Source organism: Azospirillum sp. B4, assembly GCF_000333275.1.
Taxonomy (GTDB): Bacteria; Pseudomonadota; Alphaproteobacteria; order Azospirillales; family Azospirillaceae; genus Nitrospirillum.
Genome location: NZ_BACU01000557.1, coordinates 1 through 9,317 on the forward strand (window position 1 = coordinate 1; position 9,317 = coordinate 9,317).

General features: G+C 66.9%; 6 protein-coding genes. 3 read left to right on the top strand and 3 right to left on the bottom strand.

Translation table 11 applies throughout. The features are described from left to right. Nucleotides 1–155 precede the first annotated feature (155 nt). On the bottom strand, nt 156–608 hold the full coding sequence (locus I55_RS25070; protein WP_044563450.1) for a HEAT repeat domain-containing protein: 453 nt from the start codon (nt 606–608) through the stop codon (nt 156–158). Between the two features lie 139 nt (nt 609–747). Here I55_RS25070 and I55_RS25075 point away from each other — a divergent pair, with 139 nt between their 5' ends. Beyond that, nucleotides 748–1,410, top strand: a complete 663-nt coding sequence (locus I55_RS25075) for an SCO family protein (protein WP_044563451.1) — start codon at nt 748–750, stop codon at nt 1,408–1,410. A gap of 147 nt (nt 1,411–1,557) precedes the next feature. Further along, on the top strand, nt 1,558–5,361 hold the full coding sequence (locus I55_RS25080) for a leucine-rich repeat domain-containing protein (RefSeq protein WP_049974475.1): 3,804 nt from the start codon (nt 1,558–1,560) through the stop codon (nt 5,359–5,361). 44 nt (nt 5,362–5,405) lie between these two features. Here the strand turns inward: I55_RS25080 and I55_RS25085 are convergent, their stop codons facing one another. Both I55_RS25085 and I55_RS25090 read right to left on the bottom strand, forming a co-directional pair. Next, on the bottom strand, nt 5,406–6,521 hold the full coding sequence (locus I55_RS25085) for a branched-chain amino acid ABC transporter substrate-binding protein (protein WP_044563452.1): 1,116 nt from the start codon (nt 6,519–6,521) through the stop codon (nt 5,406–5,408). 39 nt (nt 6,522–6,560) lie between these two features. After that, entirely contained in the window at nt 6,561–7,661 is a 1,101-nt protein-coding gene (locus tag I55_RS25090) for a branched-chain amino acid ABC transporter substrate-binding protein (protein ID WP_044563453.1), read from the bottom strand. 179 nt (nt 7,662–7,840) lie between these two features. On the opposite strand from I55_RS25090, the gene gor reads away from it, so the two are divergent. Continuing rightward, a complete protein-coding gene (gene gor / locus I55_RS25095; protein ID WP_044563454.1) occupies nt 7,841–9,205 on the top strand; it encodes a glutathione-disulfide reductase in 1,365 nt (454 codons plus the stop codon). Nucleotides 9,206–9,317 lie beyond the last annotated feature (112 nt).

Below are 9,317 nucleotides of genomic sequence, written 5' to 3' on the forward strand. Positions count from 1 at the left end.
TGCCGGGCGTGGACGATCTGCGCGCCGCCGGCCTGCTGGACGCGCGCCCAGCCATCACCACGCTGTTCTCCCGGGGCGACGACGCGGCGCTGCCGCGCGCCGTCGAGGACAGCACGGACGAGTGAGGGGCGGCCGAGTTAGGGGCGGACGAGTGATCAGCCGGCGCCCTTGCAGGCGTCCAGCGCTTCCTTCACCAGGGCGTCCAGTTCCTTGTCGCCGGTCTTCAGCCAGGTCTTCAGCGGCTTGATCAGATCGGGATGGCCGCACAGCGCGGCGGCCTCGAACAGCGGCGCGTAGGCGTCGTCGCCGTTCAGTTCCTTGATGACATGGGGCCGCGCCTCATCCGGCACGCGCTGCGCCAGGCCGACCAGGGCCTCGGCGCGGACGGAGCCGTCCTCATCCCCCAGGGCGGCCGTCAGGGCGGCCCGTACCGCCGGCGTGTCGGCGTCCGACTGCGCCAGCAGATAGACGGCCCAGTCGCGGTTGGTGGGATCGCGGTCGGCGCACAGGGTGATGACCTGGGGCAGGCGCGGGTCCGCCGCCTCCATATCCTCATCCTCCTCGGCCAGGGCGCGCAGCAGGTCGGAGGGGGGCAGATGGTCTTTCATGGGGGCGGCTTTCTTCGCGGCGTACGGTCTGGTCGCCGGTGTAGTTAGCGCGCGGGCGGCGGCAGGGCAAGGGAAGGCGCCTTGACCCGGGCGGCGCCGGGGTTCCAAATGGCACCACTGGTTGCCTCGGAGCCCGCCCATGCCTCGCCCCACCGCCCGCCATTCCATCCTCTACGGGGCCGGCGCCGCCGTGCTGCTGGTGGCCCTGGGCGTGGGCGCCTGGGCCTTGACCAGCCGTCCGGCATCCGCGCCCTCCACGCCCGGGTTGCCCACCGTGGCCAGCATCGGCGGCCCCTTCGCCCTGACGGACCAGGACGGCCGGGCGGTGACCGACCGCACCTACGCCGGCAAGACGCTGATGGTCATGTTCGGCTACACCAACTGCCCCGACGTCTGCCCCACCGGCCTGGCGTCCATGAGCGTCATCCTGGACGGGCTGGGGCCGGACGCGGACCGGGTGCAGGGCCTGTTCATCACCGTGGACCCGGCGCGCGATACGGTGGCGGTGCTGAAGGACTACATGGCCAATTTCAACCCGCACATCGCCGCCCTGACCGGCACCCCGGCACAGGTGGCCGCCGCCGCCGCCGCTTACAAGGTCATGTACCGCAAGGTGAACGCCGACGGCACGCCCCTGCCGCCCGACAGCACAGCCACCGATTACGCCATGGAACACAACGCCGCCATCTTCCTGATGGACCCCGCCGGCCACCTGAAAAGCACCATCAACCCCTTCGAGCCGCCGACCACGGCGGAGGGCAAGGTGCGCCACGCGCTGGGCCTGCCGGTGGCGGCGAACTGACCCAGCCACCGGCCAACGAACCCCGCAGTTTGGCCAACGCCACCCCGGCCTCGCGATCCGCTGCTGGGCACCACCCATCCGGCATCTGTTTACCTTTAGGAAGGTCTGCTGCCATACTTGCCGCTCTGGGTTGAGGGGCGGTACGGCATGCGTGATATCGATAAACAGCTTTCCGCCGATCGGATAAGCCACGATCTGGCCGTCGCCCGGCAGCGGATCGCTGAAGAAGCGGTGGCCAGGACAGGGTGCCTGGACCTCTGCAATCTGCATCTCCCCGTGTTCCCAACGGAACTCTTCGCCCTGACGCACCTGACGGTTCTCTTGCTCGGCCGTGCCGTGGAGAGCGACGGCGTGTCCTTAAACAAGGGCCGCTATTCGCGCGAACTATTCCAGGTTGGCGATATCACGGCGCTGGCGCCCCTGACGGCGCTGGAAATCGTGTCCGTTGCCGACACCACCGTGACGGACCTCGGACCGTTTTCCGCTTGTTGCCACCTTAGGACATTGAGCTGCGCCAGCACCGGGGTGACGGACCTGTCGCCGTTGTCCGGTCTGCTGGATCTGGAGACGCTAGACTGCTCTGGCACTGGCGTGACGGACCTGTCGCCGTTGTCCGGTCTGCTGGCCCTGGAGACGCTAGACTGCTCTCGCACCGGGGTGACGGACCTGTCGCCGTTGTCTGGTCTGCTGACCCTAAAGACGCTGAACTGCTCCTTCACCGGGGCGACGGGCCTGTCATCCTTGGCCGGTCTGCTGGCACCGGCGAAGCTACGCTACTCTGGCACTGGCGTGACGGACCTGTCGCCGTTGTCCGGTCTGCTGACCCTGAAGACGCTGAACTGCTCCTTCACCGGGGCGACGGACCTGTCGCCGTTGTCCGGTCTGCTGGCCCTGGAGACGCTAAACTGCTCCGACACCGGGGTGACGGACCTGTCACCCTTGTCCGGTCTGCTGGCCCTGGAGACGCTAGACTGCTCTGGCACTGGCGTGACGGACCTGTCGCCGTTGTCCGGTCTGCTGGCCCTGGAGACGCTAGACTGCTCTCCCACCGGGGTGACGGACCTGTCGCCGTTGTCCGGTCTGCTGGCCCTGAAGAGGCTGAACTGCTCCTTCACCGGAGCGACGGACCTGTCGCCGTTGTCCGGTCTGCTGGCCCTGGAGACGCTACGCTGCTCTGGCACCGGGGTGACGGACCTGTCGCCGTTGTCCGGTCTGCTGGCCCTGGAGACGCTAGACTGCTCTCCCACCGGGGTGACGGACCTGTCGCCGTTGTCCGGTCTGCTGGCCCTGAAGACGCTGAACTGCTCCTTCACTGGAGCGACGGACCTGTCGCCGTTGTCCGGTCTGCTGGCCCTGGAGACGCTACGCTGCTCTGGCACTGGCGTGACGGACCTGTCGCCGTTGTCCGGTCTGTTGGCCCTGGAGACGCTAGACTGCTCTCGCACCGGGGTGACGGACCTGTCGCCGTTGTCCGGTCTGCTGGCCCTGGAGACGCTAGACTGCTCTCGCACCGGGGTGACGGACCTGACGCCGTTGGCCGGTCTGCTGGCCCTGGAGACGTTACGCTGCTCCCATACCGGTGTGACGGACCTGTCACCCTTGTCCGGTCTGCGGGCCCTGAAGACGCTAGACTGCTCCCATACCATGGTGGAGGACCTGTCGCCGTTGACGGCGATCAGCAGTCTCCAAACTCTCGATTGTTGGGAAAATATCCTTTCCGGGATACCACACCACTTCTTGGAAGATACCTGTAACATCAGAGTTATTCTCCAGAACTCCCGTATAATGGGGGTGCCCGCCGGGGTCATTCCCCAAAATTACGTCAACGCCCTACCGGCTTTGAAAGCCCATTTTGACGATTTAAGGGCGGGTCCACAGGCGCTGTCCGATGTCAAGGTGATGGTCCTGGGCAACGGGCGCTGCGGCAAGACCCAGTTGTGCCGGTATCTTCAGGGCCTGCCGTTCAATGAACATTGGGATTCCACCCATGGCATCCGTGTCGCCATGGCGACTATGGACGGCCCCGAAAAATCCGCCGTGCGGCTGTATCTATGGGATTTCGGCGGCCAGGAACTGTATCACGGCACCCATGCCCTGTTCCTGCGGACGGACGCCCTGTTCCTGGTGCTGTGGGTTCCCGACCAGCAGGCGGTGACCGATCCGCACGGCCTGCGCTTCCGCACCCATCCCCCGCAGTACTGGGTGGATTATGTGCGCCACACCTCGGGGGCCAGCGGCCCCCTGCTGCTGGTGCAGAGCCAGTGTGATGAGGAAGGGGTGGCGGTGCCGCGGGCGCCGGTGGCGACGGAGACCCTGCAGGCGTTTCCCTTTCATCGGGAACTGCGGTTCAGCGCCCGGACGCGTCATGGCGATGATGAGTTGACGCTGGCCCTGCGCCGGGCCGTGGCGTTCATGCGCAAGCGCGACGGCGACCTGCTGATCGGCGCCAACCGTTTGGCGGTGCAACGGCGGATCGAAAATTTCCGTGGCGCCGATGGCGACTTTCCCCCGGAATGGCGGTGGATCACGCGGGAGCAATTCCTGGACTGGTGCGCGGAGGCCGGCGGTGTCGCCGATCCGGACCAGGTACTGGCCTATCTGCATAACACCGGCCTGCTGTTCCACCGGCCCGACCTGTTTCAGAACCACATCATCCTGGATCATGCCTGGATCCTGAACGGCATCTACGCCGTGTTCGACCGCGCATCCTCCTACGAGATCCTGCGGAAAGAAGGGGGGCGGTTCACGCGCCAACGCCTGGAGGACAGGGTATGGCGGGCGGCCGGCTTCACGGTGGCGGACCAGCGCCTGTTCTTAGGCATGATGCGGGCCTGTGGCCTCTGCTTCGTCCATCACACGGATAATCAACATTCTCCCGAGAACAGCGACGCCACCGTCTATATCGCCCCAGAGTTGCTGCCCGAACGCCCGGCGCTGGAGGGGGACTTGGCGATCTATTGGGGGGGCGGGCCCGCCGCCGTGACCGTGACCTGGCGCTATCCCTTGCTGCATCCGGGGGTCATCCGTGGGGTCATCTCCTGGATCGGCGAACAGGCGAACGCCCGGGCCCTCTACTGGCGCCAGGGCGTCTGCGTCTATGAACAGACGACACGGGCGCGGGCCCTGGTGGAGGTGGGCGAGACCCAGGACATGGCGGGGGAGGTCCGGATCGCCGTGAAGGACGGGGACGCGGCGGCGCTGCTTGACCGGCTGAAACAGGCGGTGGAACGGGTCAACGACACCCTGGGCCTGCGCCCCACCGTCGAGGCGACTGAACCCCCACGCAGGGTTGATGCGCCGCTGGGTGACGCCGCCGCGCAGCCGCCGCCCCTGGACTTCGTCGCCGACCCCAATTTCGACTGCTTCGTATCCTATGCCTGGGGAGACGATAGCGTCGAGGGGCGGGCACGCCGGGAGATCGTCGACCAATTGTGCGCGGCGGCCGAGACGGTTGGTGTCCGCGTCCTGCGCGACATCAACCAGATACGCCAGGGCGACAGCATCCGCGCCTTCATGTCGCGACTGGGCGCCGGTCGGCGTGTGTTCGTCATCCTCAGCGACAAGTATCTGCACTCCCCCGCCTGCACCTTCGAGCTGTATGAAATCTGGCGTCACAGCGGGCACGACCTGGCACAGTTCCGCGAGCGCGTCCGCCTTTACGTCCTACCCTGCGCCGAGCGCATCCGGGGTCGCGACGGGTTGGAGGGGCGGGTGGGATATCATGACCACTGGCGCGACTGGATTGACAGGAGGCGCCCGACCTATGAGCGCGTCGGCTTTCATAAATTCCCCCTGGATGAAATAGACGACTTCAAGAAAGCCTGCGAATTTTCCGACAAGCTACTGACCATCCTCTATGCCTTCGCCGACACCCTGACCGCCAACAGTTGGCAGGATTTCATCGATTATGGCCTGGAGGAAATGAAGACCAGCTCACGGGCGCGCCATTAGACGCAGGCGACCCCGTGTGGCCAGGGCCGCCTCATCCCACCGGCTTACGGCTTCGCCAGCGGCGCGTAGGCGCCGTTGTGCCAGCTGTAGATGACGTAGTCGTTCTGCTTGCGGTCGCCCTTGGCGTCGTAGGAGACGGTGCCGACGGCGGTGGTGAATTCCTGGCCGCTGTGCAGCACGGCGGCCACTTTCTTGGGGTCGATCGTGCCGGCCTTGGCGGCGGCCTGGGCCCAGACCTGAACGGCGGCGTAGGAATAGAGGGAGAAGATGTTGGGCTCGCCGCCGTTCTTGCGGAAGCTGTCCAGCGCCTCCTTGGCGGCGGGGCTCTGCCGGACATCGGCGTTGTAGGCCATCATCACGCCTTCGCCCATGGTGCCGGCGGTGGTCCAGAACTCATCGCTGGCCAGGGTGTCGCCCGCCAGGAAGGCGGCCTTCAGGCCGGCGGTGCGGGACTGGCGCACCAGCAGGCCGGCCTCCGGGTACAGGCCGCCGTAGAACACGGCATCCACGTCCGCCGACTTCAGGCGGGTGACCATGGCGCTGAAGTCCTTTTCGCCGGCGGTCAGCACGCCGTTCAGGGCCACGGGCACGCCCCGGGCCTTCAGCGTGGCGCGCACGGCGTCGGCCAGGCCCTTGCCATAGGTGGTCTGGTCGTCGACGACGGCGATCTTGCCGCCCTTGTAGTGGTCGGCCAGATAGGCGCCGATGACCTGGCCCTGCTGGTCGTCGCGGCCGCAGGTGCGGAACAGCGTGTCCCAGCCCTGGGCCGTCCGCTCCGGGCTGGTGGAGCTGGGGGTGATGACGATGACACCCTCATCGGCATAGACCTGGGCGGCCGGCATGGTGGTGCCGGTGGTCATGTGGCCCATCACCATGGCCACGCGATCGGTCACCAGGCGGTTGGCGGCGGCCACGGATTGCGTGGGCTCCCCGCCATCGTCCACCGCGTCCACCACCAGCTTCTGCCCCAGCACGCCGCCCTTGGCGTTGATGTCGGCCACGGCCTGGTCGGCCCCCCGGCGCAATTGCGTCCCCACCGCCGCCAGCCGGCCGCTCAGGGGAACGCCGACACCGATCTTGATGTCCGCCAGCGCTGGCAGGTTGATCGACAGCAGGGGCAGGGCGAAGATCGCGGCACGGGCGAAAGCGGGAACGCGCATTTAACGGTGATTCCTGAACCGGGAGAGAACTAATTCACACTACTTGATCTCGGTATAGGATCCGTCGCGCCATTGGTAAACTGTGTAATCCGCAGTGGTGCGATCTCCTTTCGCATTGAAGGAGAGGGGGCCGATCACCGTTTGGAAGCTGGCCTTGTGCAAGATGGCCGCCACCTTGGCCGGATCCGTGCTCTTGGCCTCGGTCGCAGCCTGGGCCCAGGCCTGGACGGCGGCGTAGGAATAGAGGGTGTAGGCCTCCGGCTCATAGTTCTGGGCGCGGAAGCTTTTCACCACCTCCGCCGCCACCGGCTGCTGGCGATAGTCGGCGCCGAAGGTGTTCAGCACGCCGTTGCCGGTGGCGCCGGTGATGTTCCAGAACTCGTTGGAGACGATGCCGTCGCCCGCCATGAACTTGGCCTTCAGGCCCTTCTCAGCCATCTGGCGGACTAGCAGCCCGGCCTCGGTGTGCAGGCCGCCGAAATAGACGAAGTCGACCTGGGCGTCCTTCATGCGGGTGATGACGGAGGACATGTCGCGGTCGCCCACGGTGACGGCCTCATACACCACTTCCTTCAGGCCCAGCTTGGCCAACGCCGCGCGGGTGGCGTCGGCCAGGCCGCGGCCGTAGGTGGTCTGGTCCTGCAGGATGCCGATGCGGGCCTTGGGGTAGGTCTTAGCGATGTACTGGGCCGCCACCTCGCCCTGCTGGTCGTCACGCCCGCAGGTGCGGAAGGTGGTGCTGCTGCCCATTTCCGTCAGTTGCGGGTTGGTGGAACCGGGGGAGATCTGGACCACGCCCTCCTCGGAATAGACCTTGGCGGCGGCGATGGAGACGGCGGAGTTGTAGTGGCCGATGACCGCCACCACGCCCTGGGTGATCAGCTTGTTGGCCGCGGCCACGCCCTGGCTGGGGTTGCTGGCGTCGTCGGCCTGGATCAGGACGATCTTCTCACCCAACACGCCGCCCTTGGCATTTATGTCCTTGATGGCCTGTTCGCTGCCCCGGCGCAGTTGCTCGCCCACCACGGCGTTGGGGCCGGTCAAGGGGGCGCCCAGGCCCAGCTTGATCTCGGCCCGCGCGGCACCGGCCGCCAGGCCCGCCGCCACCATGACCGCGATGCCACCCGTCATACGGATCATATCCGAACCCCCATGTCGTCGCCGGCGGTCGCCCGCCTTCCTGTTCCCCGGCAAGGTAACATGCGTCCGGCGCTACACTTCCAGCGTGACGCCATCCCTTGCGCCGAATGGGAAAAGATACGACATCTGGGCACGTCCGATCGGCGCACATCGCCGTCTCCACCACAGGGAATCCGGCCATGGCCGCCTATGACTACGACCTTTTCACCATCGGCGCCGGCTCCGGCGGGGTGCGGTGCAGCCGAATCGCGGCTGGCCACGGCGCCCGGGTCGCGGTGGCGGAGGAACGGTACCTGGGCGGCACCTGCGTCAACGTCGGCTGCGTGCCCAAGAAATTCCTGGTCTACGCCGCGCAGTACTCCGCCGACTTCCAGGACGCGGCCGGCTACGGCTGGGACGTGGAGGCCAAGCCGCACGACTGGCAGCGCCTGATCGCCCATAAGGATGCGGAGATCGCGCGCCTGAACGGCATCTACCGCCGCCTGCTGGAGAATTCCGGCGCCACCATCTTCGAGGCGCGCGCCACCATCGTGGATGAGCACACGGTGGACGTGGGCGGCAAGCGGGTGACGGCGGAACGCATCCTGATCGCCACCGGCGGCTGGCCGGAACTGCCGGAGAAGCCCGGCGTACGCGACTACGCCATCACCTCCAACGAGGTGTTCCACCTGGAAAAGCGTCCGGAGCATATCGCCATCGTCGGCGGCGGCTACATCGCCACCGAATTCGCCGGCGTGTTCAACGGCCTAGGGTCCCGCGCCATCCAGATCTTCCGCGGCGACAAGCTGCTGCGGGGCTTTGACGAGGACGTGCGCGATTTCCTGGGCGCTGAAATCGCCAAGGCCGGCGTGGACCTGCGCCCCAACACCACCATCGAGCGGCTGGACAAGACGGGACGCTGCCTGCTGGCCACCCTGTCCGACGGCAGCCAGCTGGAACTGGACGCCGTGCTCTACGCCACCGGCCGCCGCCCCAATGTGCGCGGCCTGGGGCTGGAGCGCGTGGGCGTGGAGCTGAACGAGCGCGGCGCCATCAAGGTGGACGACCAGTACCGCACCACCGTGCCCAACATCTATGCCCTGGGTGACGTCACCGACCGCGTGAACCTGACGCCGGTGGCCACCGCCGAGGGCCACGTGCTGGCCGATACCCTGTACGGCAACAAGCCGCGCAGCGTGAATTACCACAACATTCCGACGGCCGTGTTCTCCATACCCCCGGTGGCCACCTGCGGCATGACGGAGGCGCAAGCCCGCGCCACCTACCCGGCGGTCGACATCTACCGCACCAATTTCAAGCCGATGCGGCACACCCTTTCCGGCCGCGACCAGCGCATGCTGATGAAGCTGGTGGTGGAGCGGGCCAGCGACCGGGTGGTGGGCTGCCACCTGGTGGGCGATGACACGCCGGAGATGATCCAAGGCGTGGCCGTGGCCATGAACGCCGGCGCCACCAAGGCCGTGTTCGACAGCACCATCGGGCTGCACCCGACGGCGGCGGAAGAGTTCGTGACCCTGCGGACGAAGGTGCCGGATGTGGCTTGAACGGCGGTTAGACCGGCGCACATTAAGCTACTTAAGCTACGGGCTTCCGCCGGTTGGCGACCAGGCCGATCTCCACCAGCTGCGCCAGGCCGGGCACCATCTCCTGGCGCAA

Coding starts and splice junctions, on each gene's coding strand:
- I55_RS25070 (WP_044563450.1), bottom strand. CDS start 608: ATGAAAGACCATCTGCCCCCCTCCGACCTGCTGCGCGCCCTGGCCGAG.
- I55_RS25075 (WP_044563451.1), top strand. CDS start 748: ATGCCTCGCCCCACCGCCCGCCATTCCATCCTCTACGGGGCCGGCGCC.
- I55_RS25080 (WP_049974475.1), top strand. CDS start 1,558: ATGCGTGATATCGATAAACAGCTTTCCGCCGATCGGATAAGCCACGAT.
- gor (WP_044563454.1), top strand. CDS start 7,841: ATGGCCGCCTATGACTACGACCTTTTCACCATCGGCGCCGGCTCCGGC.
- I55_RS25085 (WP_044563452.1), bottom strand. CDS start 6,521: ATGCGCGTTCCCGCTTTCGCCCGTGCCGCGATCTTCGCCCTGCCCCTG.
- I55_RS25090 (WP_044563453.1), bottom strand. CDS start 7,661: ATGATCCGTATGACGGGTGGCATCGCGGTCATGGTGGCGGCGGGCCTG.